This window comes from Streptomyces sp. NPDC006655 (genome assembly GCF_040703965.1).
In the GTDB taxonomy this organism is placed as follows: Bacteria; Actinomycetota; Actinomycetes; order Streptomycetales; family Streptomycetaceae; genus Streptomyces.
Map to the genome: position 1 here is coordinate 1 of NZ_JBEYJU010000108.1, position 26,805 is coordinate 26,805.

Annotated in this window: 24 protein-coding genes; 7 read left to right on the top strand and 17 right to left on the bottom strand. The window is 73.1% G+C overall.

The genetic code is table 11. The annotated features are described in order from the left end of the window. Nucleotides 1–28: 28 nt before the first annotated feature. Complete coding sequence (locus AB0958_RS37870) at nucleotides 29–244, bottom strand: DUF4177 domain-containing protein (protein ID WP_366895032.1); 216 nt, start codon at nucleotides 242–244, stop codon at nucleotides 29–31. 105 nt (nucleotides 245–349) lie between these two features. Continuing rightward, entirely contained in the window at nucleotides 350–556 is a 207-nt protein-coding gene (locus tag AB0958_RS37875; RefSeq protein WP_366895033.1) for a hypothetical protein, read from the bottom strand. Between the two features lie 422 nt (nucleotides 557–978). Here AB0958_RS37875 and AB0958_RS37880 point away from each other — a divergent pair, with 422 nt between their 5' ends. Then, the gene (locus AB0958_RS37880; RefSeq protein WP_366895034.1) at nucleotides 979–1,293 is read left to right on the top strand and encodes an acetyl-CoA synthetase; all 315 of its coding nucleotides are present in this window, start codon (nucleotides 979–981) and stop codon (nucleotides 1,291–1,293) included. A gap of 59 nt (nucleotides 1,294–1,352) precedes the next feature. Here AB0958_RS37880 and AB0958_RS37885 read toward each other — a convergent pair whose 3' ends face one another. From AB0958_RS37885 to AB0958_RS37895, 3 genes are all read right to left on the bottom strand, one after another. Further along, nucleotides 1,353–3,992 (bottom strand): glycosyl hydrolase, encoded by a 2,640-nt coding sequence (locus tag AB0958_RS37885; protein WP_366895035.1) that lies wholly within the window; start codon nucleotides 3,990–3,992, stop codon nucleotides 1,353–1,355. A gap of 143 nt (nucleotides 3,993–4,135) precedes the next feature. After that, on the bottom strand, nucleotides 4,136–6,196 hold the full coding sequence (locus AB0958_RS37890) for a regulator (RefSeq protein ID WP_366895036.1): 2,061 nt from the start codon (nucleotides 6,194–6,196) through the stop codon (nucleotides 4,136–4,138). Between the two features lie 161 nt (nucleotides 6,197–6,357). Continuing rightward, entirely contained in the window at nucleotides 6,358–7,179 is an 822-nt protein-coding gene (locus AB0958_RS37895) for an oxygenase MpaB family protein (protein WP_366895053.1), read from the bottom strand. A gap of 165 nt (nucleotides 7,180–7,344) precedes the next feature. On the opposite strand from AB0958_RS37895, the gene AB0958_RS37900 reads away from it, so the two are divergent. After that, nucleotides 7,345–7,518, top strand: coding sequence for a hypothetical protein (locus tag AB0958_RS37900; protein WP_165939525.1), 174 nt, complete (start codon nucleotides 7,345–7,347; stop codon nucleotides 7,516–7,518). Between the two features lie 25 nt (nucleotides 7,519–7,543). On the opposite strand, the gene AB0958_RS37905 is transcribed toward AB0958_RS37900, so the two are convergent. Next, nucleotides 7,544–8,797 (bottom strand): glycoside hydrolase family 3 N-terminal domain-containing protein, encoded by a 1,254-nt coding sequence (locus tag AB0958_RS37905; protein ID WP_366895037.1) that lies wholly within the window; start codon nucleotides 8,795–8,797, stop codon nucleotides 7,544–7,546. Nucleotides 8,798–9,267: 470 nt separating this feature from the next. Continuing rightward, nucleotides 9,268–10,203 (bottom strand): L,D-transpeptidase, encoded by a 936-nt coding sequence (locus AB0958_RS37910; protein ID WP_366895054.1) that lies wholly within the window; start codon nucleotides 10,201–10,203, stop codon nucleotides 9,268–9,270. A 489-nt stretch (nucleotides 10,204–10,692) separates the two neighbouring features. Here AB0958_RS37910 and AB0958_RS37915 point away from each other — a divergent pair, with 489 nt between their 5' ends. Together AB0958_RS37915 and AB0958_RS37920 are read left to right on the top strand one after the other, a co-directional pair. Next, on the top strand, nucleotides 10,693–11,112 hold the full coding sequence (locus tag AB0958_RS37915; RefSeq protein ID WP_366895038.1) for a DUF485 domain-containing protein: 420 nt from the start codon (nucleotides 10,693–10,695) through the stop codon (nucleotides 11,110–11,112). Further along, nucleotides 11,109–12,722 carry a cation acetate symporter gene (locus AB0958_RS37920; RefSeq protein WP_366895039.1) on the top strand — a complete coding sequence of 538 codons (1,614 nt, stop codon included), beginning with the start codon at nucleotides 11,109–11,111 and terminating at the stop codon, nucleotides 12,720–12,722. Before AB0958_RS37915 ends, AB0958_RS37920 begins: the two co-directional genes overlap by 4 nt. 55 nt (nucleotides 12,723–12,777) lie before the next feature. Here the strand turns inward: AB0958_RS37920 and AB0958_RS37925 are convergent, their stop codons facing one another. From AB0958_RS37925 to AB0958_RS37940, 4 genes are read right to left on the bottom strand one after another with little or no spacing between them, the layout of a single operon-like run. Next, nucleotides 12,778–13,791 (bottom strand): sugar phosphate isomerase/epimerase, encoded by a 1,014-nt coding sequence (locus tag AB0958_RS37925; RefSeq protein ID WP_366895040.1) that lies wholly within the window; start codon nucleotides 13,789–13,791, stop codon nucleotides 12,778–12,780. Further along, on the bottom strand, nucleotides 13,788–14,963 hold the full coding sequence (locus AB0958_RS37930; protein WP_366895041.1) for a Gfo/Idh/MocA family oxidoreductase: 1,176 nt from the start codon (nucleotides 14,961–14,963) through the stop codon (nucleotides 13,788–13,790). The genes AB0958_RS37925 and AB0958_RS37930 overlap by 4 nt, the downstream gene beginning before the upstream one ends. Beyond that, complete coding sequence (locus AB0958_RS37935; protein ID WP_366895042.1) at nucleotides 14,960–16,078, bottom strand: Gfo/Idh/MocA family oxidoreductase; 1,119 nt, start codon at nucleotides 16,076–16,078, stop codon at nucleotides 14,960–14,962. The genes AB0958_RS37930 and AB0958_RS37935 overlap by 4 nt, the downstream gene beginning before the upstream one ends. After that, the gene (locus AB0958_RS37940) at nucleotides 16,078–16,875 is read right to left on the bottom strand and encodes a sugar phosphate isomerase/epimerase (RefSeq protein ID WP_366895043.1); all 798 of its coding nucleotides are present in this window, start codon (nucleotides 16,873–16,875) and stop codon (nucleotides 16,078–16,080) included. The genes AB0958_RS37935 and AB0958_RS37940 overlap by 1 nt, the downstream gene beginning before the upstream one ends. A gap of 82 nt (nucleotides 16,876–16,957) precedes the next feature. Between AB0958_RS37940 and AB0958_RS37945 the strand changes: the two genes are divergently transcribed. Then, nucleotides 16,958–17,587: a TetR/AcrR family transcriptional regulator gene (locus tag AB0958_RS37945; RefSeq protein ID WP_366895044.1), complete on the top strand. Its 630-nt coding sequence runs from the start codon at nucleotides 16,958–16,960 to the stop codon at nucleotides 17,585–17,587. Nucleotides 17,588–17,747: 160 nt separating this feature from the next. Here AB0958_RS37945 and AB0958_RS37950 read toward each other — a convergent pair whose 3' ends face one another. The 4 genes from AB0958_RS37950 to AB0958_RS37965 form a co-directional block, all read right to left on the bottom strand. Beyond that, nucleotides 17,748–18,689 carry an amidohydrolase family protein gene (locus tag AB0958_RS37950; protein WP_366895045.1) on the bottom strand — a complete coding sequence of 314 codons (942 nt, stop codon included), beginning with the start codon at nucleotides 18,687–18,689 and terminating at the stop codon, nucleotides 17,748–17,750. Between the two features lie 57 nt (nucleotides 18,690–18,746). Then, the gene (locus tag AB0958_RS37955; protein WP_366895046.1) at nucleotides 18,747–19,010 is read right to left on the bottom strand and encodes a DUF2630 family protein; all 264 of its coding nucleotides are present in this window, start codon (nucleotides 19,008–19,010) and stop codon (nucleotides 18,747–18,749) included. A gap of 395 nt (nucleotides 19,011–19,405) precedes the next feature. Next, nucleotides 19,406–21,448: an NAD-binding lipoprotein gene (locus AB0958_RS37960; RefSeq protein ID WP_366895047.1), complete on the bottom strand. Its 2,043-nt coding sequence runs from the start codon at nucleotides 21,446–21,448 to the stop codon at nucleotides 19,406–19,408. Between the two features lie 111 nt (nucleotides 21,449–21,559). Beyond that, nucleotides 21,560–22,147 carry a TetR family transcriptional regulator gene (locus AB0958_RS37965; protein WP_366895048.1) on the bottom strand — a complete coding sequence of 196 codons (588 nt, stop codon included), beginning with the start codon at nucleotides 22,145–22,147 and terminating at the stop codon, nucleotides 21,560–21,562. A 104-nt stretch (nucleotides 22,148–22,251) separates the two neighbouring features. On the opposite strand from AB0958_RS37965, the gene AB0958_RS37970 reads away from it, so the two are divergent. Beyond that, nucleotides 22,252–23,448 (top strand): MFS transporter, encoded by a 1,197-nt coding sequence (locus AB0958_RS37970; protein ID WP_366895049.1) that lies wholly within the window; start codon nucleotides 22,252–22,254, stop codon nucleotides 23,446–23,448. A 412-nt stretch (nucleotides 23,449–23,860) separates the two neighbouring features. Here the strand turns inward: AB0958_RS37970 and AB0958_RS37975 are convergent, their stop codons facing one another. Next, nucleotides 23,861–24,424 carry a helix-turn-helix domain-containing protein gene (locus AB0958_RS37975; RefSeq protein WP_366895050.1) on the bottom strand — a complete coding sequence of 188 codons (564 nt, stop codon included), beginning with the start codon at nucleotides 24,422–24,424 and terminating at the stop codon, nucleotides 23,861–23,863. A gap of 85 nt (nucleotides 24,425–24,509) precedes the next feature. On the opposite strand from AB0958_RS37975, the gene AB0958_RS37980 reads away from it, so the two are divergent. Next, complete coding sequence (locus AB0958_RS37980) at nucleotides 24,510–25,424, top strand: SDR family oxidoreductase (RefSeq protein ID WP_366895051.1); 915 nt, start codon at nucleotides 24,510–24,512, stop codon at nucleotides 25,422–25,424. A 348-nt stretch (nucleotides 25,425–25,772) separates the two neighbouring features. On the opposite strand, the gene AB0958_RS37985 is transcribed toward AB0958_RS37980, so the two are convergent. Continuing rightward, nucleotides 25,773–26,805 (bottom strand): MFS transporter (locus AB0958_RS37985; protein WP_366895052.1); only part of this gene is annotated, 1,033 nt, incomplete at its 5' end.

Here is a 26,805-nt window from a genome sequence, read left to right on the forward strand (position 1 = left end):
CCGGCCGGGCCGGCACCCCCACGACGCCTCAGGCGCGCGGACGCTCGAAGGTCAGCAGCAGGCCCTCCACGGCGCCGGGGCCTATCCGGCCCTTCACGTCGGCGGACGTGATGGCCTTGAGCGCCCAGCCGTCCTCCGCGTGCTTGTTGAGGACCTTCTCCAGCTTGTCGCTGTCCAGCGCGTCGCCGATCAGCGACTCCCGGAACGTGACGACCTTGTATTCGTAGGTGTAGGCGCTGCTCATGGCGAAGGGGTCCTCCTGGCGGCCGAGCCGGGTCGGGGTCGAAGTGGCCAGGGCAAGACAATCATCCCGGGTGCCGCCGCGTACCGACGGCCCCGGTTTTCGGGCCTACTTGGTACGGGGTGTGTCCCGCAGGCCGCCGGCCATGGACTTGGCGGCCGCGTCGAGACCGGCCACCGCGGCCTTGGGCAACGCGTCCGCGACCTTGGTGGCCAGGTCGCGGGACGGGCCCGGGGCGGTACCGTCCGCGTGGGCGGGGGCGGCGAGAGCCACGCCGGTCAGGGCGAGCGCGGCGGCAGTGATGATCCTCTTCATGCCCTGAGGAACGACTGTCCCGGGCTTGGGACACGACCGGCGGACCGTGGACTCCGGCGCCTTGTGCGGCTTGCTCGCGACGGGGTGCGGCGCGGAGCATGCTCGTGGGCACCCGAGCAGGAACAGGGAGGTGCGGGATGCGGTGGTGGGCCGGAGGGGGTGCGGTGGTCGCGTTGTTCGTCCTGGCCGCGTGCAGCGCGTCGGGCAGTGGCGGGACAGTGGGGAACGGCGCGGGGAGCGGTCCGTCGGGAAGTCCCGCCGCGGGGCCGTCCGGGAGCCCTTCCGCGAGGCCGTCGGGGAGTGCCTCGGCGAGTTCCTCGGCGACGGACTCGTCCGCGGTCCCGTCCGCGAGCGGGACCCGGGCGGCTCCTCCCGGTCCGGCGGGCCCTTCGGCCACCGGCTGTGTCGCGGGGCGGGCGGAGGTGTCGGTCGTCGCGGGTGGTCCGGTCCGGCGGCAGCTGTGCGTACGGCCGGGGACCGTGGTCTCCCTGGTCCTGCGGCCCCGGACGGACGACCGGCGGTGGACGGGCGTGCGCAGTTCCGCGCCGGCCCTCGTCGTGGTGTCGGGTTGGCGGGTGGACGCGGACGGCACCGCGCATGCCTCGCTGCGGTCCGCCGGCACCCGGGGCGGCGGCGCCGCCGTCACCGCGCTGGCGAAGGCACCGGACGTGGCGGGTGCGGCACGGGTCGCATACACGCTGGACGTGACCGTCGTCCCGTACGCGCGGGAGGGGTGACCCCGGAAGACCGGGACCACCCCTCGTTCCACCGCAGACATTCGACCGCAGGGCGGGTGTCAGCGGCAGTCACGCACCTTGACGGTGTAGATGCCGCGGCCGTGCGTGGCCGCGTACAGCGTGCCGCCGTCGGGGCTCAGCTTGAGCTGGAGCACGGCGACGGCCGGAAGGCTGCCGACGCGCTGCCACCCGGTGCGGCCCGGGGCGCGGTAGACGACGCCGAGGTCGGTGGCGACGGCGAGGCCGCCGTTCGCGGTGACGACCGCGGAGTTGGCCGGCACGTCGGGAAGGTTCGCGGAGACGTCCTTCCAGGTGGTGCCGCCGTCGGTGGACTCGAAGACGTGGCCGACGCCCGCGCCGGGGCCCTCCGTCCAGTGCCGGGAGAAGCCGTTGACGGCGAGGAAGACGTGGTCGGCGTTCTTCGGGTCGACGGCGAAGCCGCTGAGATAGCGGTTGGGTACGGTGCCGTCCACCGGCAGGGTGATGTCGTGCCAGCCGGTGCCGTCCGCGTTGCCGACGGAGATGCCGCGGGCGAAGCCCTGGTTGTTGCAGGGGCCGCACCAGGCCGCGTAGACCTTGCCGCCCGAGGCGGCCACGGCGGTCGCGGTGCGCCCGGCGCCGAGGTCGTACACGCTCTTCCACTCGGTGCCGCTGCGGATGGCGTAGCCGTGGGTCTGCACCCAGATGTGCCGGCCGCCGGCGATCCACGTCGACGCGTTCTTCAGGTCCGCGGCGAGCGGGGCGATGAAGCGGGCCTCGCTGGTGGCGTTGTCGGCCGGGGCGACGTTGTACGAGGTGGCCTTGGTGGCGTCGGTGGTCCAGCTGCCGTCGTTCACGGCGCAGTTCTGGGTGATCTGGATGGCGAGATAGACGTACTCCTCAGCCAGGTTGCAGCCGTTGGCCGGGTCGGTGAGGGTGTCGCCGCCGTCGCCGCCGAAGTTGGAGCCCATCACCGTGTCGTCGCCGCGGAGGATGGACTGGCCGTTGTCCTGGAGGCCGCCGGTGACGGAGACGCCGCCGTGGGTCAGGTCCTTGCCGATGCCGACCGAGTAGTACTGGAGGGTGTCGATGGTGCCGTCGTTGAGCGAGGTCCAGTCGGTGGCGTGGCCGGCGGCGTCCTGGGTGCCGTCGACGGGGCGCCGGTAGGCGCCGCCGTCGTTGCCGACGTAGACGAAGCTCTTGCCGTGGTAGCGGCCGATGGCGACGCCGTGCTGGTCGGAGTGGGTGGTCTGGTTGCAGTCGCCGGTCTGCTTGGACGGGTCGATGGACCAGCAGGAGAAGGTGAAGTTCCAGTAGGGGCCGACGGTCGACCAGGTGGCGCCGCCGTCCTTGGTCTCGTAGACCTCCTCGAGCCCCGCGTACACGTGCTTCGGGTCGCTCGGGTCGACGGTCAGGAACTGGTTGTACCAGGCCTGCACGCCCGGCATGTAGCCGCTGGTGGTCAGCGCCGAGCCGTCGGCGGCCAGGCCCTTGTAGTCGGCGATCCTCGTCCAGGGGCCGAACGGCGAGGCGGCGCTGTAGATGCCCTCCAGGCCGCTGTCCGGGTTGGTGTTCAGCTGCTCCGGCGACTGGTCGATGGCGTAGTAGCGGGAGCCGTCGGCGGAACGGGCGAAGGTGACGTTGCCGACGTTGTCCGCGTCGGTCGGCAGATCACCGAAGCCGCTGCTGATACGGGTCCAGGTGCCGTCGGCGCCCTTGGTGTAGAAGCCGTTGTAGTCGTCGCCGCTGCGCCAGCCGACCGCGAGGATCACCTTCGAGGGGTCCTTGGGGTCGATCGCGATGTCGTTGGCGATGTTCTTGTACGCGGCCGAGGGGTCGCTCGCCAGCGAACCGCCCGGGAGGTAGTCCGGGTTGGGGGCGAACTCGAGTTTCCACGCGCCCTTGAGGGTCTTCGTGGAGTGGCTCCACACGCCCTCGCTGGTGGCCGCCCACACCTTGCCGCCGCCGAACCGGAGTTCGTGGATGGTGGTGGACTCCAGTTCGTCGCCGCCGACCCGGCCGCGGGTGGAGAAGGTGCCGTGGTGCGGGTCGGACAGGACGTAGACGCCGCTGCCCAGGTAGGCGTCCGCGTTGGTGGTCGCCTCGCCGGTGCCCAGCCACAGCCGCCCCGCGCCGTCGAGCGCGAGCGCGCCGGTGGACTGCGACGGGAGGTTGTCGCTGATGGGCTTCCAGTGCCCGCCGCCCCGCCCGGACCGCCATACGCCGCCGCCGGCGCTGCCCGCGTAGACGTAACCGTCGTCGTCCGCGGCCATCGCGGCCATGCGGCCGGTGACGTTGCCGGAGCCCCCACTGGAGTTGGAGTCGATGTCCCGGTAGCGGGAGTCGTCGGAGTTGTACGGCAGGTCGGTGATGTTGTGCCACCTGCCGCCGGTGCCCGGCAGGTCGGTCAGGGCATTCCACGCGGCGCCGTACGCGCCGGGTGCGACGATGCCGGGTGAGGTGCGGGCCTCGGCGTACTGGTCCGCGCCCTCGGCGATCTCGTCCGCTTCGTTGCCGCCGTCGTCGTCCTCGGCCTTCACCTTGGGGCTGACGGTACCGACCGGCTGCGCGCGCTCGGCGGCGAGTCGAGCGAGGGTGCGTGCTCCGAAAGTGGTCTTGCCGCTGCCGGACGCGGCACCCGCGGGTGTCGTGACGAGTGCGGCGGAAGCGGTGATGGCACAGATCGTGAGCCATCGTCTCTTGCGGGTTGGTGCTGACACCGGATCCTCCCGAAAGGGCCTTGATTCAGCCTTCGGGGAGACCCGATCACAACCGGCCAGGACCGTACGTCATTTGGACAACTCTTTGAATGGAACCTGACACAACAGCCGACACGGACCCTGCCGAGGGGCCGCGCCGGGCCTCACTCGCCCGGGACGGGTCCGCCGTCCGCTCCCCAGGCCACGAGAGCGCGTGCGTCGTCGGCGGTCGCCCGGTCGAAGGTCCGCTCGTACCGGCTCCTGCCCAGGCTGCGTACGAGCCTGTCCTCGCACTCGTCGCGCAGCGCCGCGATCTCCGGCGTGCCCCGTTGCGGGTGACCGACCGAGTCCCAGAAGCGGGCCGCCGCGCCGAAGGCGTAGGCGGCCGCGGGTTCGTCCCCGGTGTCGGCCAGGGCGATGGCGAGGAGATCCATGACCATGGCGATCCCGAAGGCGTCCCCGATGTGCCGCTTGGCGTCGAGGGCGGCCCGCGCGTGGCCCACGGCGTGTTCGGCGCGCCCTTCGAGGTGGGCGATGAGGGCCAGTTGGTGTTCCGCGTAGGAACGGGTCCAGTGTTCGTCCAGGGCCGCGCAGACGTCGCGCAGTTCGAGCGCCTCCTGCCGGGCACGGTCCAGCCGGCCGGAGCCGGTGAGGCCGAAGACGTGGACCAGCCGGCCCAGCGCCGCCGCGGCGGTCGGCCGCCGCGGCAAGGGTGCTCCGGAGCCGGACTTCAGCGTCTCGACGCCGCTCGCCGCGGCGAGGGGACGCCCTTCCAGCAGGTGCAGCAAACCCTCCAGATAGGCGACCCGGCCCAGCCCTTCCGCGTCCAGGGCGGCCGTGGCGGCGCCCCGGCACGCGGCGGCCGTCTCGTGCGCCGCCCGGTGCTCGCCCTGCAACGTGAGGGTCAGGCCCAGGCTCCACAGGCCCCGCACCCATGTCCCGTCCGGCGGCGCGGAGGGCGGCGCGGTGGACGGCGCGGTGGACGGTGCGATGGCCTTCTGCAGGTACTGGCGGGCCTCGTACAGGTAGCCGGAGCAGACCCAGAAGAAGGTGACGTTGCCGATCAGCTCCAGCGCCGCGGCCCGGTCGGTCGCCAGGAGATGGTCGGCCGCCAGCCGGATGTCCGCGTGCAGGAGCCAGATCCGCCGGTACCAGCCGCGCTGGGCTGGGCCGAACCACTCCCGGTGGGCCTGCCGGGTGCGGGCGAGGACGTACTCGGCATGCCGCTGTGCCGTCTCCCGCTCGCCGCCCAGTTCGGCCAGCCACATCCGCCCGTACTCCCGGACGGCGTCCAGCATGCGGTACCTGCCGTCCTTGCGGACGACCACGGACTTGTCGCACAGCGCGGCGAGCGTCGGTGCGACCCGGTCCGGCGGCAGCGGCCCGCCACCGGCCAGCTGCCTCGCCGTCTCGGCGTCGAAGGAGCCGGGCAGGAACGACAGCCGTGCCCACAGCAGCCGTTCCAGCGGGGCGCACAGCTCGTGGCTCCAGCCGATCGTGGTGCGCAGGGCCGCGTGCCGGGGCGGCCTGGCCCGCGCCGGTGCCGCGGGCAGGTCCACCGCCGCGTACGGGCCCGCACACAGCCGCGCCAGCGACAAGCTGCGCAACTGTGCGGCCGCGAGCTCCAATGCCAGCGGCAGCCGCTCGAGTTGGTCGCACAGGCGGGCGGCCGTGCGGTGGTCGGCGTCGTCCATGAGCGGGCTGCCCGCCGCCGCGGCGCGGTCGGCGAACAGGGCCACCGCCTCCCGCACGGAGCTGAGCGGCTCGATCTCGACCACCCTCTCGGCGCGGACCCGCAGCGGCTCCCTGCTGGTGGCGAGGACTCTCAGGTTCGGACAGGCCGTCAGCAGGTCGCCCACCAGGTCCCGGCACTCGGCGGGCAGGTGTTCGCAGGAGTCGAGGACCAGCAGGGTGGCGCGGTCGCCGACCCACGCGCAGATCGCTTCCGCCGGGAGCCGCGCGGTGTGGTCGGACAGCCCGAGCGCGCCCGCGACGGTCGCCGCGAGGAGTTCCGCGTTGCGCAGGGACGACAGGTCCGCCCATCCGACTCCGTCCTCGGTCGCTCCCCGCGAGGTCACGATCCGCCGGGCGAGCCGGGTCTTGCCCACGCCTCCCGCACCGCTGAGGGTGACCAGCCGGCTCTCCCGCATCGCCGCACCGATCACGCCGAGTTCCGCCGCCCGGCCGATGAAAGAGGTTTCCTCGTCCCACGCCGTCCACGCCATGCCCCCATCCTGGTGGGCGAGCCGACGTGGGACGCGCAGACGGGGTTGTGCCCGGTGGCCGGGGTTCCCGGCGCCTCCTCGGGGAAGACCGCCCTGGCGGGCCCCCGGGGTTCACTCACGTGAGTGAACAGGTGCGTGGCCGGGTTCCACCCGTGCCCCCGTCAGGCGGCGCCCGGAGGCGGTTTCATGGCCCAGCGGATGGTGCGGGTGAGCAGGTGGCCGGCCGGGCGGACCGTGATGTCCTCCACGACCGCGAGCCGCGGCAGCCGCAGCAGCGTCCGGGCCCAGGAGGGCAGCAAGGTCACGGCGTTGGCGGCCAGGACGCCGTACAGCGGACGGACCGGCAGCGGCAGCGGCGGTTCCAGGAGCAGGAAGCGTGCCGCGGCACGGGCCTCCGGGGTGGCCCTGAGCTCGGGCCGGTAGGCGGCCAGCCGTGCGGCCAGGGCCCGGCGGTCGCGCGGCGGATCGCTCACTCCGAGTGCCTCCGCCACCCTCGCGGTGTCGGCGACGTAGGCGTCGTACCCGGCCGGGTCCAGCGGGCCGGAGCCGTAGCGCTCGTGCGCGCGCAGGAAGCACTCCGTCTCGGCCGCGTGCACCCAGCCGAGCAGCCGGGGGTCGGCCGCGTGGTACGGCTCCCCCTCCGGCGTGCTCCCGCGGACCTTCTCATGGATGCCCCGCACCTGGTCGACCGCCGCCTGGGCGTCGTCGGCCACGCCGTAGGTGGTCACCGCGAGGAAGGCGCTGGTGCGTTGCAGCCGGCCCCAGGGGTCCCCGCGGTAACCGGAGTGCGCGGCGACGGCGGCCATCGCGAGGGGGTGCAGGGACTGCAGGAGGAGGGCGCCGAGTCCGCCGACGAACATCGACGCGTCGCCGTGCACGACGCGGATCGGACGCCCGGGAGTGAACCAGCGCGGGCCCGGGGTCTCGTGGATGCGGGCGCGGACCGCCGGTCCGTCGGGGCCCGCCACCCGGCGGAAGAGCATCGCGCCCAGGGACGCGCGGACATCCGGCACCACGGTTCGCCACCCTTCCTCGGCTCCTGCATGGTTTCACCGGCCTCCGGGACTGTCACCCCCGCCCGGCGGTGCCGGGCTTGTGAAGGTGATGTGCGGGCAGACGGGATGCAGGCTACTGAGAGGAGACTGATCATGCTCGGTCTGGTGGGGGCGGCCCTGTTCTTCATCGCCTTCCTGATCAACGCGGCGAACATCGGCACCAACGACGTGTTCACGTCCACGAACGTGATGCTGCTGGGGCTGACGGCCCTGGCTCTGCACGTCGCGGGCATCGGCACGGGCTGGAGGTACGGCGGCCGGCGCTGACCCGGGGGCGTACCCGACCCGGTGTTCAGCCGCAGCTGAGCCGTCCCGCGTTCGCCTTGGCCGTCAGGATGCGGTGCACGGCGGCCGCGACCTTGGCGCGGAAGGCGGCGTCCGTCGTCATCCGGGACTGCACCGCCTGCGCCATCGCCGGGACGGTCGACGGCTTGACGGTGAGGACCATGTCGCCGCCCGCGGCGACGAAGTCCACCGCGCGCTGACCCGCGGGGTACGCGCGTACCGCGACGGCCTGGCCGATGTCGTCGGATATGACGACGCCCTTGAAGCCGAACCGGGTGCGCAGGAGCTTGTCGATGACGGTCGGGGAGAACACGGCCAGGTGCGCCGGATCGATCTTGGTGTACTTCGCCGAGGAGATCATCACGAACGGCGCACCGGCCGCGATCCCACTGCGGAACGGCGTGAGGCTCGCGCTGGAGGTCGTGGTGACCGAGTCGACGACGTTCGCCGTGGTGTCGGTGTTGCCGATGACCTGGCCCAGCCCCGGGAAGTGCTTGAAGGTGGTCATGACGCCGGCGTCCCGGAAGCCCGCGGCGAAGGCGCCGCTGTGCGAGGTGACGACGGCGGGGGTGTGACCGAATTCGCGGTGGTAGCGGCCGATGGGGGCGTTGCGCGTCCCGAGGGACGCCGGCACCACGTCGGCGACCGGCGCGAGGTCCAGATCGAGCCCCGCCGCCTTGAGCTGCTTGGCCCAGGTGGTGGCGCGGCCGCGCAGTGTCGTCGTGCTCCACGTGCCCTGGGTCAGGGCGTTGGGGATGACGGAGAAGCCGGGGCCGTTGAGGACCTGGACCTGGCCGCCCTCCTGATCGGTCGACACGATCATCCCGACCTGGCGCCCGCCGACCGTGTCCGCCTGCTTGCGGATGCCGTCGACGATCTTCTTCGTGGCCGCGGTGCCGGCGGAGCTGCGGCCGGTCAGCATGACCGAGCCCACGTGGTAGGTGCGCAGGGTGCGCAGGTCCGTGGCGCTGGGGGCGTTGGCGGCGACGCCGCCCATGAAGAGCTGGCCGACCCGCTGCGCGTCGGTCATGCCCGCGTAGACCTTGTCGACGCAACTGGTGGCCGCCGTGGCCGCCGCCCGCGACGCGACGGCCCTCGTCGAGGCCCCGTTCTCCGCGTCGGGCACGCGGTGGACGGCCTCGCCGGCGGCAGGCACGGTGCACGCGCCGGTGGCGAGCAGGGTGGTGGCGAGACCGACGGCGGTATGCCGCAGCCGGGCAGCGGAGCGGCGGCCCGCGCGCCGACGGACAGGTGTAGCCATGGTGCGCTCCTGACTTCTCGGGTGCAGGACACGGGCCGGTGGCCCGGCAGACGTCCAGGCCGCACGCCCGGCGAACCGCCACGCACCCACACGCTACGCCGAACGGGTGCCCGGTGCGCGCTGTACGCCACGCCCCGCGCACCGACGGACGGCGCCGAACAGGCACGACACGGCCACGCCGACCACACCATGGCGAGCCCGGCGGCACGCGAGCGCGGCGGCAGGGCAGCACAGTGACCGCGGCAGCGCGGCACACAGGCAGGGTGGCACGCGAGCGCGGCGGCACGGCGAGCCGGCGGCGCGCTGCGGGAGGGCGAGGGCGACGGCGCCGGGGCTGGTGTCGGGGGCGTGGCGGGCGGGGCGGGTCCGTGTGTGATGGCGGGGCGGGTCCGTGTGTGATGGCGGCCCGCCCCGGTGGTGTTCCGGTGTGTCAGGGGGCAGCCGGTCGGTGCCGGCCCCCTGGGGGTGGTTCAGAGGGTCGCGGTGGTTCCCGCGCCGGAGGCGCTGCCCGCGAGCCACTGGGACCAGTCCACGTTGAAGTCGGCGTAGCCGTTGTCGGCCGGCGCCTTGCCGCGGGGGGAGCCGGTGATCGTGACGGGGTCGCCCTGCTTGACCTGGCCGTAGAACCACTTGGCGTCCGACATGGACAGGTGGACGCAGCCGTGCGAGCCTCGTGCGCTGCCGCTGCCCGGGTAGGGGTCGCCGGTCGAGTAGTGCACGTAGGTGCCGGACTGGGTCAGGTGGACGTCCCAGGGCAGCGTCAGGTCGTAGTAGTTGGGGCTGCCCTTGTCACAGCTGATGCCGACGCTGCAGGAGGTCATGTGGACCTTCTCCTGCTTGTCGATGACGGCCATCGTGCCGTCCCACGTCGGGTACTGGGCGCTGCCCGCGTTGATCGACAGAGTGCGCAGCGTCCGGCCGTTGCGGGTCACCTTCATGGTGTGGCCGGTCACCGAGACGTCGGCACGGACGTCGTCACCGATCGTGAAGGTGTGCGTGTAGTTGTGCACGCCGTAGCGCCCGTTGCCGTTGCCGACGCCCGTCATGTCGGCGTCGATGCGCACCTTCGTCCCGGACGGCCAGTAGGTCTTCGGCCGCCAGTCGGCACGCCTGTCGCCCATCCAGTGCCAGGCGCCCTCCACCGCCTGCGAGGCGCTCACCTTCATGTGCTTCTCGACGGTCGCCCGCGCCTTCTCCGCCACCGGGTTGGTGAAGATCACCGAGATCGGCATGGCCACGCCGACCGTGGTGCCGGTCTGCGGAGTGATCGTCTCCAGCAGCATCGGCGGTCCCGCCGGCTTCGTGGGCGAGGGCGAGGCGCTCGCGCTCGGCTTCTGCGACGCCTTCGCGTCCTGTCCGCCCGCGTTGTCGCTGCCCCCGCCGCAGGCGCTCACGCCCACCAGCATCGCGACTGTGACGAGTGCGATTCCTATGCCGCCCGTGCGCCGTCCCACGCCCTGCCTCACTCTGCTCGCTCTTTTCGCTCTACGGTCCCGAAGGCCCCCACTTTCTGTGGGACTCCGTCGGCACGGGTCCGGGTTCCGCGTGGCGCGTAAAGCATGGATCAAGAATCGCCCCGCGGCTGCGGCCCGCTGGGTGCCCGGGTTCCCCAGGTGTGCGACGGCGCACTTTCCGAATGATTCGCGCCACCCCGCGCTCCCATAATGCTTCATCACCCCGCGCCGAAGATCCCACGGTCAGGTCCGCGTGCCGTGGATCGCCCGCCGCGAGCCGGGTCGTACCTCTGGCGGACCGCGCCCGCGCCGGGGACCATGGCGCCCTGCTCACCCCACGTCGACGCGCGAGATGCCGCGTCCCGGACGACCGGCGCCACCCTGTCCCCCGCACGCGGTCCGTCGCACACCGGACCCGGGCCCCCAGCAGGAGGTGCCGAAATGTCTCACGACGTCCCCGAGTTACCCGCGGCCCAGTCCTCGTACGACCGTCCGCTGCCCAGTTGGTCGGACGGCCGGGATCCGGTCGGCGTCCTCGCGCGCAGTCCGCGCTCCGGCGCCCACCGCACACTGCGCCTGCTGCGGCGTGCGTACCGGTGGCACCGACGGGTGGCGACCATCACCGCTCTCGGCTACTTCGTCGTCTTCCTCACCCTGACCGTCAAGGCCCCGTCCCTGATGGCCCGTCCCGGCCCCGGCGACCTGCCGACCGGGCTGGTCCTGGCCCTGGCCCAGATCCCCGTCACCTGGCTGGCCGTCCTCCTGCACGAAGCCGCGGCCCGCAGGTTCGTCGATCCCCTCGCGCGCCGGGCCCGCCGTCAGGCGCGGGTGTCCGCACCGGACGGGGAGCAGGCGCCGTGACCGGGTTCAGCGGTCCCGCCCAGTCCTGGTCCCTCGTCGCGTTCTGCTCGGTCGTCGCGCTCACCCTGCTGCTGTGCGTGCTCACCGGTCCGGAGGCGGACGACCTCGCCGAGTTCTACACCGGTTACCGGTCCCTGTCGCCGCTGCGCAACGGGCTGGCCGTCGCCGGTGACTACATCTCCGCCGCCACCGTCCTCACCATCGGAGGGATCATCGCCCTGTGCGGCTACGACGGGATCGTCCTGGCCCTCAGCGCCCTGCTGTCCCTGCTGTTGCTGATGTTCCTGCTGGCCGAACCCCTGCACAACACCGGCCGTTACACCATGGGCGACGCGCTGGCCCATCGCCACCCGGCGCGCTCGGTACGCGTGACGGCCTGTCTGGTCACGCTCGCCGCGCTCGTGCCGATGATGGTCGTCCAGCTCGCCGGGGTCGGTGAACTCCTGGCGTACGTCCTCGGGTTCGACGACCCGGCCATGAAGGAGGCGTGCGTGGCCGGGGCCGGCGTCCTCATGATCAGTTACGCGGCGCTGGGCGGGATGCCCGGCACCGCGCTGGTCCAGATCTTCAAGACCGTGGCCCTGCTCGGCTCCGGGCTGGTCGTGAGCTTCCTGCTGCTGCGGATGTTCCACTGGCAGCCGCAGGCGCTGTTCCACGCGGCGGCCCGGCACAGCGGGGCCGGGCCCGCCTACCTGACCTGGGGCCTGCAGTACTCCAGCAGTCCGCATCCCGCGCTCGACATGGCCAGCACCCAGTGCGCCGTGGTGCTGGGCGGTGCCTGCCTGCCCCACGTCACCATGCGGATGTACACCGCGGGCACCCCGCGCCAGGTCCGCCGGGCGATGTCCTGGGCGGTCTCCTCGGTGACCCTGTTCATCCTGATGCTCACGCTGATCTGCACCGGAGCGACCGCCCTTGTCGGTCACGACCGCATCGCCGCCGCCGACGCGCACGGCACGACCGCCTACTTGCTGGGTGCCCGCGCCGCGTTCGGGACGACGCTGTCACGGCCGGAGAGCCTGCTGTTCGCCACCGTCACCACCGCCGTCTTCCTCACCCTGCTCGCCTCGGTCGCGAGCATGACCCTCGCCTGCGCCAACACCCTCGCCCACGACCTGACCGCGTCCCGGGCCACACCCCCGGCGCCACCCAGGGAACTCGCCATCGCCCGGGGCAGCGCCCTGCTCGTGGGGGTCCCCACCGTCGTACTGGCCGTCCTCGCCCAGCACCGCAGCCTCCAGCCGCTGGCGACGGTCTCCTTCACCCTCGGGGCGTCCGCGATCGCCCCCGCGCTCCTCTACAGCCTCTTCTGGCGCCGCTACACCCGCAGGGCGCTGCTCGCCACCCTCGTGGTGGGCTCCCTGAGCGTCCTGGCCCTGACCCCGGGCACCACCCTGGTCTCCGGGACACCGCTGTCCGCGTTCCCCGAAGCGGACTTCGCCTGGTTCCCCTACAACACGCCGGCCCTCGTCTCCGTACCCGCGGGCTTCCTCGCCGGCTGGCTCACCACCGTGCTGTCCGGCCGGCGGGCCACCGACCGCGAACGCAGCCGCTACGAGGCCCACGAACACCACCTCCTCACCGGCACTCCCCCGGGCCCCTCGTCCTAGCTCCGCCGAGCCGCCGAGCTTCGAACTGCGGGGACCGGGGCGCCCGGCGCGACCGTCACTGGTTGCTGAAGGCCGCGTCGAAGGACGCCTTCGGGGTGGGCCACAGCAGCGACCGGACGAAGGTCACCGCCTCGGCGGCGCCGTGCAGGCGGTCCATGCCGGCGTCCTCCCATTCGATCGAGACGGGACCGGTGTAACCGATGGACTCCAGGGCGCGGAAGGCGTCCTCCCAGGGGACGTCGCCGTGGCCGGTGGAGACGAAGTCCCAGCCCCGGCGCGGGTCGCCCCACGGCTGGTGCGAGCCGAGGACCCCGGCGCGGCCGTTGCGCGGGCGCAGCCGGGTGTCCTTGCAGTCGACGTGGTAGATGCGGTCCTTGAAGTCGGTGATGAAGGCGACCGGGTCGATGTTCTGCCACATCATGTGGCTGGGGTCCCAGTTGAAGCCGAAGGCCTCGCGGTGGCCGATCGCCTCCAGGGTGCGGACGCTGGTCCAGTAGTCGTAGGCGATCTCGCCGGGGTGGACCTCGTGGGCGAAGCGCACGCCCTCCGCGTCGAACACGTCGAGGATCGGGTTCCAGCGGGTGGCGAAGTCCTCGTAGCCCGCGTCGATGACGGCGGCGGGGACCGGCGGGAACATGGCGACGTAGGGCCAGATGGCGGAGCCCGTGAAGCCGACGACGGTGTCCACGCCGAGTTTGCGGGCCACCCGCGCCGCCCGCTTCATGTCCTCGGCGGCGCGCTGCCTGACCCCTTCCGGGTCGCCGTCGCCCCATACGTAGGGCCGCAGGATGGCCTGGTGCCGGAAGTCGATGGGGGCGTCGCAGACCGCCTGGCCCGCGAGGTGGTTGGAGATGGCGTGGACCGTGAGGCCGTGCCGGTCGAGGATCTCCAGGCGGGAGGCCGCGTAGGCGTCGTCCTCGTCGGCGCGCCGGAGGTCCAGGTGGTCTCCCGAGGCGGCGATCTCCAGTCCGTCGTAGCCCCACTGGGCGGCGAGCCGGGCGACCTCCTCGAAGGGGAGGTCGGCCCACTGTCCGGTGAACAGGGTGACGGGGTGGGTGGCTGCGGTCATGCGGGGTCCTCCGTCTCGGGGGCGGTCTCGATCCAGGCACCGCGCCCGGCTGCGGAGGCCAGGACGGCCTCGGTGAGGCGGGCGGCACGCAGTCCGTCGGCGAACGTCGGCAGCCCTTCGGGGTGTTCGCCCCGTACGGCGCTGTGCACGTCGGTGACGAACGCCGTGAAGGCGTCCTGGTAGCCCAGGGCGTGTCCGGGCGGCAGCACCGACAGGCGGGCGGAGTCGGGGGCCGCGCCCGCGGGGTCGCGCAGGAGGAGCTGCGATCCCTCGCGGCTGCCGATCCACAGTTCCTCGGGGCGTTCCTGTTCGAAGCGCACGCTCCGGCGGGTGCCGTGGAGTTCGAGGGTGAGGCTGTTCTTGCGGCCGGGGGCCAGTTGGCTGACGAGCAGGGTGCCGAGCGCTCCGTCGCCGAGTTCGACGAGGAGCGCGGCGGTGTCCTCGTTGGTGACCTCGGTGTCGCCTCGCCGGCCGAAGACGGTGCGGGTGCGGGCGGCGAGGCGGTGGATGCGCTGTCCGGAGACGAACTCCACCAGGTCGCACAGGTGGGAGCCGATGTCGGCGAAGGCCCGGGAGGCGCCGCCGGCCTGCGGGTCGGCGCGCCAGTTGGTGTCGCCGGGGTCCAGGAGCCAGTCCTGGAGGTAGGCGGCGTCCAGGGTGAGGACGGTGCCGAGCCGTCCGTCCGCCACGAGGGCACGGGCCTGGCGTGCCATCGGGTGGTAGCGGTACACGAAGGGGACCGCGGCGACCCGGCCGGCCTCGCGGGCGGCCCGGACCAGTGCTTCGGCGTCCGTCACCGTGGTCGCCAGGGGTTTCTCGCAGATGACGTGGGCACCCGCGGCCAGCGCCGCCAGCGTGTGCTCGGTGTGCAGGCGGTTGGGGCTGCACACGTGGACGATGTCGAGGTCGCCGGCCGCGGCGAGGCTACGGGCGTCGGCCTCGGGCCGCTCCACACCGAGGTCCCGTGCGGCCCGCTCGCCACGCTCGGGCGTGGAACTCGCGAGAGCGGCCAGGTGCGCGCCGGCGGCCCGGCTCGCCCGGGTGTGCACGGCCGCCATGAAGCCACCACCGATGAACCCGGCGCGCAGCGGGGCGGCGGGGAGCGGACGCGGCCGCATCGCGTCGGAGTGGGCCGCGGGGTCCGGGGAGCCGGCGGGCCTTTGGTCGGTCACAGGGTGACTCCGTAGGGGTCGCGGTCCTCGGGGACGAGCGGTATCTCGGGGGCCGCGCTGTCGAGGTGGACCGTCTCGCCGGACGTGACGGCATCGTCGATGGACATCATGGTGTCGAGGACGTGGTATCCGAGGTCCCCGCTGGCGATGTGCGGGTGTCCCCCGCGGATCGCCCGTGCCATGTCCAGGACACCGAGGCCGCGGCCGCCCTCGACCCCGACGAGCGGGACGGTCGACCACTGCGGGTCCCGGCCCCCCTGCGGCACCCGCGTGATCCTGACCTCGCCGCCGAAGGTGTTGGGGTCGGGCAGCACCAGTGTGCCCTCGGAGCCGGTGATCTCGACGAACCCGGTGCGGGTGAGCGGGGAGTCGAAGCTGAACACGCTCTGGCCGACGCCGCCGCCCTCGAACTGGGTGAGCGCGGCGACATGGGTGGGCACGCCGACGGTGAACTCGGTGCCCGCGCGCTCCCCGCTGCGCACCGTACGGACCGTGCGCGCGGTCGAGCCGAGGGCGGCGACCCGGGAGACCGAGCCGAACAGGCAGACGAGGGCGGTGAGGTAGTAGGGCCCCATGTCGAAGAGGGGGCCGGCGCCCTTGGCGAACAGGAACTCGGGGTTCGGGTGCCACTGGTCGGGGCCCGCGTACTGCATGACGGTCTGCGCGGACAGCGGGGTGCCGATGTCGCCGCGGGCGACGGCCCGCAGGGCGGTCTGGAGGCCGGGCCCGAGGATCGTGTCGGGGGCGACTCCGACCCGCAGGCCGGCCGCGGCCGCCTGGTCGAGCAGGGCGCGGGCGTCGGCCCGGTCCACCGCGATGGGCTTCTCGGACCAGACGTGCCTGCCCGCGGCGAGGATCGCGGAACTCACCTCGGCGTGCGCTGCGGGCACGGTCAGGTTGACGATGATCTCTGTGTCCGGGTGTGCGAGGACGTCCTCGGCCGTTCCCCACTCCGCGACGCCGTACCTGCGGGCCTGGCTCTCGGCGCGGGCGGTGTCGAGGTCGCCGACGACCGTCACGCGCAGGTCGGGGAAGCGGGTGAGGCTGGTCAGGTACTGGTCGCTGATGTTGCCGGCGCCGATGAGCCCGACGCCGACCGGACGGTGTGCCGTCATCAGGCGATGCCCTTCCCGTTCAGGTAGGAGACGCCCGTCGCGATGCCCTCGAAGACGTCGCCGTCGTAGTGGTCGAACTCGATGACGGCGAACTCGGCGTGGGGAGCCGCGTCCAGCGCGGCGGCCAGCGGGATCTGCCCTCGGCCCGCCGCCACCTGGCGGGTGTCCGCGGGGTCGAAGGGTGCGCCCGAGGTGAACGGGTCGTCGATGACGGGGCCGTCCTTGATGTGCAGGGCGCGGACCCGGGGACCCAGCCGGCCGAGGAGGGCGACGACGTCGTTGCCGCCGGCCGCGGCCCAGAACAGGTCGACCTCCAGGGCGACTTCGGGGTTCAGGAGGTCCGCGAAGCGGTCGAAGGCGGTGACGCCGCCCACGGTGTGCACGAACTCCTGGGAGTGGTTGTGGTAGCCGACCCGCAGCCCGTGCCCGGCGGCGCGTTCCGCGGCCTCGTTCAACAGGGCGGCGGTGCGGGCGATCTCCTCCTCGTCGGCCCACCGGGAGGCGGGCACGAACGGGTCGAAGAGGATCTCCACACCCAGCCGCCGGGCGGCCCGGAACGTGTCGTCGAGGTCGGACGCAGAGGCGTCGTCCGGCGACAGGAAACCGGCGTGTCCGGTCCGCGCGGTCAGGCCGTGCCGGGCGAGCGCGTCGGCGAGTTCGCCGGCGCGGTGCACGAAGCCGAAGGCCTCGACGTTGGTCAGTCCCAGGGCGGCCAGTCGGCCGAGGGCGGCGTCTTCGTCGGCTTCCAGGGCCTGACGTACGGAGTAGAGCTGAACCGACAACTGTGGTGTCGACAAAGGGAACTCCTCTCATGGCGGACGGCCGGGAACAGGATACCGACAGGGCTGATGGTTTCTAGGGGTCGTTAGCATCTCGTCCATGGCAAGGGAGACGGCACGACCGGGGGCTGCCCCACGGAACTACCCCAAGGGGGAACGCCGGCGCGCCCAGATCATCGAGGCCGCGCTCGCCGCCTTCGGGCAGGTGGGCTACCGCAACGCGAGCATGGTCCAGCTCGCCGCCGCCTGCGGTGTCTCACGTGCGGGGCTGCTGCACCACTTCCCGACCAAGGAGTCGCTGCTGGCGGCGGTCCTGGAGGAACGCGACCGCCAGGACGGGGAGCACTTCCTGGAGTCGGGAGCGCTCAGCCAGGACGGCCTGGCGTACTTCGCCGGCATGCTCAGGCTCGTCGCGCACAACCAGGCCAACCCCCTCATCGTGAGCCTGTTCGCGGTGCTGTCCAGCGAGGCCACCGCGACGGACCACCCGGCACGCCCGTACTTCGTCGAACGCTACGCACGGACCCGCGCCGAAATGCAGTCGGCCGTCGACGACCTGGCACGGCGCGGGCTGCTGCGCCCGCACGTCGACGCGTCGCGGCTGGCGGCGGACCTGATCGCGTTCATCGACGGTCTTCAGGTCCAGTGGCTGCTCAGCCCGGACCTGATCGACATGCCGGAGCACCTGCGCGCGGTGCTGCGCAGCTTCATCGACGTGGAACTTCCCTAGGGCCCTTCCGAGGGGTGCCCGCGACGTCTGCGGGGTGGCGGTGGGCTTCGCGCAGGCAGGTGGGCCTCACGTGCGCACGGACCGGGCGGACACGGCGGAGACGGTGACCTTCGTCGGGTCGTGACGGCGGGCCCGTCGGCTCCGGGGCCCTGACGCCCGCTCACAACCCGAAGAGACGTGCCGCGTTGTCGTGGCACACCGCGCGCAGCCACTCCGGCCCCAGGTCCAGGCGCTCAAGCGCGTGCAGCTGGTGCAGATACGGATAGGGGATGTTGGGGAAGTCGGAGCCGAGCAGGACGCGGTCGCCCAGGGCGGCGATCCTGGGCAGGGCTCGGGGCGGGAAGGGCATGAACCGTTCGGTGAAGTCGGTGAACGCCATCGTGGTGTCCAGGCGCACCTCCTCGTACCGTTCCGCGAGGCCGAGGAACTCCTCGTACTCGGGCATCCCCAGATGCGCGACGATCAGCCGCAGCCGCGGATGCCTCGCCAGCACCCGTGCGATCGGCGCGGGCCCGGTGTGCTTGCCGGGCGCGGGGCCCGAGCCGCAGTGGATCACCACGGGGATCCCGGCGTCGGCCAGCACCGCCCAGGCCGCGTCGAGGAGTTCGTCGTCCGGGTCGTACGCGCCCACCTGGACGTGCGCCTTGAACACCCGGGCGCCCGCTTCGACGGCCTCGCGCACGTAGGTCTCCACACCGGGCTCGGGGAAGAGCGTCGCCGTGTGCAGGCAGTCCGGGGTGCGGCCGGCGAAGTCGGCGGCCCAGGCGTTCAGCCAGGTCGCCATGGAGGGCTTGTGCGGGTAGAGCATCGAGGTGAAGGCACGGACGCCGAACTCCCTGAGCAGCGCGGCCCGTTCCTCCTCCGCCTTGCGGTAGGTGATCGGCCACTCGAGGCCGCCGACCAGCGGGCCGTTGGTGTCGAAGTAGTTCCAGACCTTGTGCAGGACGCGCTCGGGCATGAAGTGCGTGTGGACGTCGATCAGTGCCGGAAGGCCGAGCCGCTCCCGGAAGCGGCGGATCTCGGCGGCCTCCGCCCCCGGGGCACCATCGCTCACGGGAGTGCGCCGGGCAGCGTCGGCCGAGGCCGTGCGGTGATCGTTCATACCGCCCACGATCGAGGCCGGAACGCCACGCGTCCAGCCCCCGGCCGGACGCGCCCCTCAGGACAGGTAGCCCTCCACCTCCGAGGCGGGGCGGACGTTCGCCTCGCCGGGGTCCTGTCCCGCCTCGACCCTGGCGCGGCGCTGCCGGAGCAGGTCCCAGCACCGGTCCAGCTCGGTCTCCAGGCGGGCCAGTCGGGCGTGCTCGGTCGGCTCGTCGATCTCCTGCCGCGCCAGACGCTCCCGCAGATCCTTCTCCTCGCTGATCATCTCCGTGATGTGGCCGAAGATCTCCCGCTCGGCCTCGGCTTCCGACCCGGTCATGACTGCCCCTCTCCGGAGGACGCGACGGACCCCGTTCCCTTCCCTACCTTCTCGCACCCCGGCCGCAAACGCATCGGCCGACGGCGGCGGGCATCGTGCACGGCGGCCCGCGGACTCGTGGAAAGCGGTTGCTACAGGGCAGGTCGGGGCACGGACGAGGGCAACGCGAAGGGCCCGTCCGCTTGCGGACGGGCCCTTCCATCGAGCGCCGGGCAGGCCTTGCACCTGCATTTCCCCGCAGGAAGCGGGGCGTCTTTCCTTGGACCACCAACGCGACACCGGACGCCGGGATTTCACGGCGACCAGCTCGTGATCAATACTACCGCATCCGTCGGACCCTTCGTTCCGACCCCTCGGACCGACCCCTCGGACCGACCCCTCGGACCGCCCCCTCCTCACGAGCCCTCAGTCGACTCCTCGACCCGTTCCGGTCTCTGGGCGGGCAGGGCGGGGGGCGGGGCGTCGGTGGCGTCGTCCGCGCCGCCGTGGCGGCCCGGGCCCGCCGTCAGCACCAGGACCTGGTCCTCGGCATGCCACACGCGACGTTCCGACGTGCCGGGGCAGAGCAGGACGCCGTCGTGCGGACGGGCCCGGTGCGGGTCGTGCGCGTGGTAGCCGATCGCACTCTCGCCGCGGTCCAGCGCGGCCGCGACCACCGTGGCGAACGCCGCCTCGCGACCGGGCAGTACGTAGTGGGCGGCGGGGCGCAGGGCGAGTGCTCCACCCCGTCTGGCGAAGATCTCTTCGAAGACGGCGGCCAGTTGCGGGTTGTGCACGATCTGCGCCATGAGCAGGGCGGTGAGTTCACCGTGGACGAGGGCGTGCGAGGCGGGGCCGAGCGGAGCGACGGTCCGGCTGCGGTGGTCGCGCAGCTCGGCCACCACAGGTAGCACCCGGCCCGTCCGCTCCTCCCAGGAGCGCAGGGTGAGCAGCGCCAACAAGGTGCGCTCGTCGCGTCGTTCGGGCCCCTTCTCCGCGTCCGCGCCCAGCGCTACGACGCTGTCGTAGGCGGACAGGTCGAAGCCGTCCAGGGCGTCGGGGGCGGCCAGGTCGCGGGTGTGGTGCGTGACGGTGAGCGGCGCCTCCCCTGCACGGTTCCGTGACCAGGGGGATCCGGGTCCGGCGGCATCGGACGCCGCGTCGGTGACCACGTCGAGGACCGAGCCCGGCCGTGCGGTCCTGCGCAGGGCGTCCACGACCATCGGGGCACGGCGGTTCCACCCGAGCAGCAACAGGCGTGCGGGTGGCTCCGGCTCGGGTGCGGACGGCGCGAGCGCCGTGGTGTCGACCCGTGCCCAGCGGTCCGTGAGCGGGGTGGTCCGGTCGTCGTGGGCGACGGTGACCAGGCGGTCCCCCGGTTCCAGGACGGTGCCCGGCGCGGGTGTGAGCAGCGGGCGGCCGTCCGGGCGCAGCAGCCCGACGGCACAGGACGCCTCCAGGCGCAGTGCCACCTCCTCGTAGGAGAGTCCCACCGCTTCCGGGACGTCGGTCACATGGAACTCGGCCCCCGAGAAGTCGAGCAGATCACGCAGTGCCGTGGGCATCCCGGGGCACCGCGCCGCCTGGACCAGGAGCCGCGCCGCGGTCAGGTCGGTCTCCAGGATGGTTCCGCGCGGTCCGGCGGCGAGCCGTGCCGCGGGCACGTACCGGCCGTCGCGCACGGCGGCGACGACCCGCGGAGCACTCCGTGCGTCGTCGGTGCCGAGCAGGGTGCGCAGCGCCAGCAGGGTCCGTACGACGGTGAGATCGCCGTCGGAGTCGTCGGCGGGCAGCACCACCACCGCTCTGGCCGCGTCGGGGGTGACGAGGGTCAGGGCGTCGGGGTCGGTGGGCACGCCGGTGCGGCAGACGAGCCGGACGCGGTCGGTGACGTCGAGGGCGGCCGTGAGCGCGGAGTCCATGTGGGCGGGGTCCCGGTCGGCCAGCACGGTGATGACGTGCCGGCCGCCGGCGGAGCGCCCTCGCCGGGACCGGCCGGCTCCGGCCCGGCCGGCGACCAGTTCGGAGACCACCGTGAAGATCTGGTCGGTCCAGCCGAGCACCACGTCGTGGTCGCGCTCCAGCACTCGCGAGCGGCCCCGCCGGAGTTCGGTGAGCCGGTCGCCGAGTCCGGTGGTTACCACTCCTACGACCGTCGACACGCACAACAGGGCGATGAGACCGAGCAGCACGGACAGCAGCATCCGCGCCGGGGTGCCGGCCACCGCTCCGAGCCGGAGCGTCTCCGCGCTGGTGCGCCACACCTGGGTGAACCGACCGGCGAAGGAGCGCGGCGCGGTGGGGTCCGTCCACACCAGAAGGGTGCTGACGGGCAGGACGACCGCCAGACAGCACAGGGCGAGCCAGCCGAGCAGTGTTCCCGTGCTGCGGGCGAGCGTCCGGTCGAACAGGTACCGCGCCCGGTGCCGTAACGGGGTTCGCTCCTGCCCTCGTGCCACGTCTGCCCCCTGGTTCGCGCATATGCCTCGGCGACTCGAAGGGTGCCGGGTGCGCGGGGTGCGACACGCCGTCCGGCCGGGACGTTCATCCTTTCGGGCAGCGCGTGGTCGTCACGGCCCGGCGGTGTCGGTGGACAGACGTGGTCCGGCGGCGACGATCGCGTGGACGGTCTCGGTGACCAGTCGGCGGTCAAGGGGGCCGTCGGAGAAGGCGCGGTGCATCGGCCAGCCCTCGATGAGCGCGTCGAGGGCGCGGGACACCCCGGGCGTGAAGTGCAGGGCGAGGCTGTCCCTGCTGCGTTCGAGCCAGGTGCGCAGCGTCGCCGACACCGCCTCGCTGTGGTTGGCGTAGGCGTACATCTCGAAGATGAGGGTCATGTCGCGTGCCGTGGCGTAGGACGGACCACAGATCAGCTCGACGACGGCCGCCTCGGCCTCGGCCGTGGAGGCGGCCGACTGCAGTGTCTGCCGGTAGAACCGGGACATGGTGTCCGACAGCCGGGCGAAGGCCTGGGCGAGCAGGTCCGCCATGCCGTCGAAGTAGTAGGTGAGCGAGCCCAGCGAAACGTCCGCCCGTGCCGCGATCTTCCGGTGGGTGGTGCTGTGCACGCCGCACTCGGAGATCACGTCCAGGGCTGCGTCGAGGATCCGCTCCTTGCGTCCGGGGTCGTTCGGGATCTCGCGTCGTGTGCCGCTCACGCCCTCAATGTGCCATGGCTTGCGCAGCGGCAAGTGTGTACAGATGTACAAACGGCTGGGTACGCTCGTACGGACTCGTACGGATCCCGCTGGAGCCACCGCTCATGCCTCGTGACCTCGCGCGGCGGCGCACCGCCGTCTTCGTGCTGTTCTTCGCGCCCGGACTGACCATCTCCTCCTGGGTCACCCGCACCCCGGACGTACGCGACCTGCTCGGCGCCTCCACGGCGCAGATGGGCCTGATCCTTTTCGGGCTCTCGGTCGGCTCGATGCTCGGCATCCTGTGCTCGGGCAGGGTCGTGGCCCGCTGGGGAGCCCGGCTGGTCGTCCTGGCCGGCACCTCGGCCGTCGCCGCCGGTGCCGCGGTGGTCGGGACGGGGGCAGCCGTCGGTTCGGGGGCCTGCGTCGCGGTGGGCCTCGGGCTGTTCGGCCTGGGCATGGGCGGCGGTGAGGTGGCCCTCAACGTCGAGGGCGCCGAGGTCGAGCGGCTGCTCGGCCGCTCGACGCTGCCCGCCATGCACGGCTTCTTCAGTCTGGGCACCGTGCTCGGCGCGGTCGCCGGCATGTTCCTGACCGCGGTCGGCTTCCCGGTCCTCGTCCACCTGCTCGTCGTCGCCGCGGTGGTGCTGGCCGCGCTCGCCCTGGTCATCCGGCGCGTGCCCACCGAGGTGGGCCGGCAGGCCGCCACCGGACGCCGGGCACCGGGGACGCCGCGTGCCGCGGTGTGGCGGGATCCCGCGCTGCTGCTCATCGGCTGTGTCATCCTCGCGCTCGCCATGGCCGAGGGCACCGCGAACGACTGGCTGCCGCTGGTCATGGTGGACGGTCACGGCTTCGACGCCGCGCTGGGCTCGGCCGTGTACGCGGTGTTCGCCGCCGCGATGACCGTGGGCCGCTTCGTCGGCGGGCGGTTCGTCGACCGGTTCGGCCGGGCGGCGGCACTGTGCGGGAGCGCGCTCGTGGGGGCCGCCGGACTGGCCCTCGTGATCTTCGTCGACAACCAGGCGGTCGCGGCCGCCGCCGCGGTCCTGTGGGGTCTCGGGGCCTCGCTCGGATTCCCCGTCGCGCTCTCCGCGGCGGGTGACTCCGGTGCCGACTCCGCCGCTCGCGTCGCGCTCGCCGCGACCGTCGGCTACGTCGCCTTCCTGGTCGGCCCGCCCGCCCTCGGTTATCTCGGCGAGCACTTCGGGCTGCGCAACGCGCTGATCCTGGTGCTCGTCCTGGTCGTGGCGGCCGCCTTCGCCACACCGGCCGCCCGCGAGCCCCGCAGGGCGGGCGAACCGGAACCGGCCGGCGCCTGAGGGCGGTCCCCCCTCAGTCCACTGGGGACGGGAGCCCCGGGTGTGGCCGAAGGTCCGGCGGAGGGCGTCGCGAAGGCGCGGGCCGACGCCCAGTCAGGCGCGGGCCACCGCCGTCACCGGGGTCGGCCCGCGAGCAGCGCGAGGCGTGAGGGAGGCGCAGCGGGGTGCGCCACTGCGTGCGGGAAGGCCATGCCGAGGTCACTGAGGGAAGGGCATGCCGAGGCACCTGCGGGACGGCCGGGACCGGGTGGGGCCCTCGCGCCGACGGCGCGGCAGAACTCCTTGAGGCTACGATCGTCGGCCGGACCGGCCCGGTCCTCACGGCAGCCTCGCCGACGCCATCTCCGCGGTGACGGTGCCGCCGGTGTCGGGACCGTCTCCGCCCGCCTCGGCGTCACCGGGCCGGTGGCCGTCAGCCCTGTGCGGTCACCCTGCCGAGCTCGTCCAGCAGGTCGCGCATCAGTGAGGCCATGTCGGTCTCCTCTGCGGCCGTGATCCATTGCTCGAAACCGACCTTGAAGACGGCGACGCAGGTCTCCGCGGCCAGGGCCGCGGCCGGCTCCGGCACGCCTCGGTCCCGCAGGGCGTCGCCGAGAGCGGCCGCCAGCGAGGCGAGCTTGATCAGCTCGCGCTCCCGGAGCTCCGGGTGGGCGGCGACCACGGCCTGCCGGCGCAGCGCGTACTCGTGGCGCCCCCTGAACATGTCCGAGGCCGCGTCGAGCCCGGCGCCGAGCACGTCGAGCAGCGGCGCGGACGACGGGGCCTGCGCGACGGCGGCCACGAACAGCTCCTGGAGCGGGGAGCCGGCGAAGAGCACCTCGCGCTTGTCGGCGTAGTGCCGGAAGAAGGTGCGTTCGGTCAGACCCGCCTGCCGGGCGATCTGGGCCACGGTCGTCTGCTCGTACCCCTGCTCGCTGTAGAGCTGCAACGCCGCCGCCGCCAGGCGCTCGCGCGCGTTCGGCTCCCATCTTCCCATGGCCGAATCCTACGCGATGACAGTGACTGACATCGAGTGCTACTGTCGATGTCAGTCACTGTCATCGATAGTCAGGGGTTCTCCCATGCGTGTCTTCGTGACCGGCGCGTCCGGCTGGCTCGGCTCGGCCGTCGTGCCCGAACTTCTCGACGCGGGCCACCAGGTCGCCGGACTGGCCCGCTCGGACGCCTCCGCCGCCGCACTCACCACGGCGGGGGCGGACGTCGTGCGCGGCACCGTCGACGACCTGGACGTGCTGCGCGAGGCCGCCGCCGCCTCGGACGGCGTGATCCACCTCGCCTTCAAGCACGACATCGCTTTCAGCGGTGACTTCCGCGGGGCCGCCGACGCGGACCGCCGGGCCGTGGACGCGTTCGGCGAGGTACTGGCCGGCTCCGACCGGCCCTTCGTGCTCGCCTCCGGCCTGCTCGGCATCGCTCCCGGCCGGACGGCCACCGAGCAGGACATGCCCACGGTCGACGACTCGGCGTTCTCGGTGCGGCAGGCCACCGCCCTGGCGACACGGGAACTGGCCTCGCGCGGCGTGCGTTCCTCGGTGGTGCGGCTCGCTCCCACCTGCCACGGCGAGGGCGACCAGGGGTTCATGGCGTCGCTGATCGGCATCGCCCGGCAGCGTGGTGTCTCCGGATACGTCGGCGACGGCGCCAACCGGTGGCCCGCCGCGCACCGGCTCGACATCGGGCGGTTGTTCCGGCTGGCCGTGGAGAAGGCGCCGGCGGGTTCGGTGCTGCACGGAGCAGGCGAGGAGGGCGTCGCGATCCGTGACGTCGCCGAGGTGATCGGCCGCCATCTCGGGGTACCGGTCGCCTCCGTGGCGCCCGCCGACGCGGCCGAGCACTTCACCTGGCTCGGCGGCTTCATCGGCCTGGACAGCCCGGCCTCCAGCGCGGCCACCCGTGAACTGCTGGACTGGCGTCCGTCGCACCCGGGGCTGCTGGAGGACCTGGACAAGGGCCACTACTTCGCCCCGGCCGTCTGACCCGACGCGCGGGGCCGTCAGAAGACCGCGCGACGGCTGCCGCGCGCCTCGGGGCAGAAGCCGCCCCGCGCCCCGAGGTCAGCTCGGGGCGCCCGTGCCGGGTGGGGCGCCGTCCCGGGGGCTGGCGGTGCGCAGGAGGCGGCTCGGCCGTCTCGGGCCAGGCCGGCCGCGTTTCCGGTCGGCCGTCCCGGCCGGGGGCCAGCCGCGGTTGCGGTCGGCCCTCCCAGGCGCGAGGCCAGCCGCGGTTGCGGTCGGCCCTCCCAGGCGCGGGGGCCAGCCGCGGTTGCGGTCGGCCCTCCCGGGCGCGGGGGCCAGCCGCGGTTGCGGTCGGCCCTCCCGGGCGTGGGGTCAGCCGTGGTGGCGGTCGGACGTCTCTGCCGCGGGGGCCGCGGCGGCCGCGGGCCCGGCGTCCGCCGCCGCCTCCGGGGCGCCCTGGGAGGTGACCACCTTCGAAGGGCGGCCGCCCCGGTCCAGGACGCCGCCGGTGACGGCCAGGGCAAGGCCGGCCATGGCGAGCGCGGCGCCGACCAGGTTGGGCGCGGCCCAGCCCCAGCCCGCCGAGATGACGAGGCCGCCCAGCCAGGCGCCGGCCGCGTTGGCCATGTTGAACGCGGAGTGGTTGGAGGCCGCGGCCATCGTCGGGGCGTCCTTCGCGTTGATCATCAGCAGCATCTGGACGGGCGTGGTGATGAGCGCGCTCATCGCGCCGATGAAGGTGACCGTCACCAGGGCGGGAACCGTGCTGTGGACGGTGAAGTAGAAGGTCACCAGCGCGGCGGCCAGCAGCACGATCCCGGCGTAGAGGGTCGGGCGCAGGGCGCGGTCGGTGAGCGGACCGGCCACCAGGGTGCCGACGGTCATGCCGACGCCGTAGAGGGCGAGGACCAGGGTGGTGGACGAGTCGGAGATGCCGGTCAGGTGGGTCAGCATGGGGACCAGGTAGCTGTAGACGGCGAAGAAGCCGCCGAACCCGACGACGGCGGTCGCCAGCCCGATGAAGACCTGCCGGTTGCCCATCGCCCGCAGTTCCTGGCGGATGCCCGCCTGCGGTCCGCGCGGCTGGTGCGGCACGAGGAGGGCGAGCGCGGCCAGCGCCACCAGCCCGATGACGGCGACCGCGCAGTAGGCGTAGCGCCAGCCCAGGTGCTGGCCGAGGGCCGTGCCGGCGGGGACGCCGATGATGTTCGCGATGGTGAGGCCCAGGAAGACCCGGGAGACGGCGCGTGCGGCGCGGTCGGCGGCCACCAGCCTGGAGGCGACGACGGCGCCCACGCCGAACAGTGCGCCGTGCGGCAGTCCGGCCAGGAATCGGGCGGCGAAGAGCAGGCCGAAGTTCGGGGCGAGCGCGGACGCCGTGTTGCCGACCACGAACAGCCCGGTC